This window comes from Alkalicoccobacillus porphyridii (assembly GCF_007293315.1).
Taxonomy (GTDB): domain Bacteria; phylum Bacillota; class Bacilli; order Bacillales; family Bacillaceae_D; genus Alkalicoccobacillus; species Alkalicoccobacillus porphyridii.
This window is the reverse complement of sequence record NZ_VLXZ01000089.1, coordinates 1-355: the sequence shown is the minus strand read 5'-3', so window position 1 is coordinate 355 and position 355 is coordinate 1. Positions and strand designations below refer to the sequence as shown.

Genomic DNA, 355 nt, shown 5'->3' with positions numbered 1-355 from the left:
AATTAATGGGTATTACCGCGGAAACCTACGGCTTTGGCATTCGTTTCTTTACTATCGAAAAAACCATTAACGTCATCGGCAAAGCTGCACCGCATCAGAAGATCTTCCTGATTTGCCGTACGCCACAAACGGTACGTAAATTGGTAGAAGGTGGCATTGACCTGAAAGATGTCAACGTCGGCAATATGCATTTCTCGGAAGGGAAAAAGCAAATCAGCAGTAAAGTTTATGTCGATGACCAGGATCTCGCGGACTTACGTTTTATTAAACAACGTGGCGTGAATGTTTTCATTCAGGACGTCCCTGGCGATCAAAAAGAACAAATCCCTGACTAAATCTAAAATCGCCTTAATAT

General features: G+C 42.5%; 1 protein-coding gene. It reads left to right on the top strand.

Features of this window, described 5'->3' with window-relative positions; translation table 11 throughout:
- Positions 1–335: PTS galactosamine transporter subunit IIB (gene agaB, locus FN960_RS23635; protein ID WP_143850777.1), on the top strand; the 335-nt coding region annotated here is incomplete at its 5' end.
- Positions 336–355: the final 20 nt, after the last annotated feature.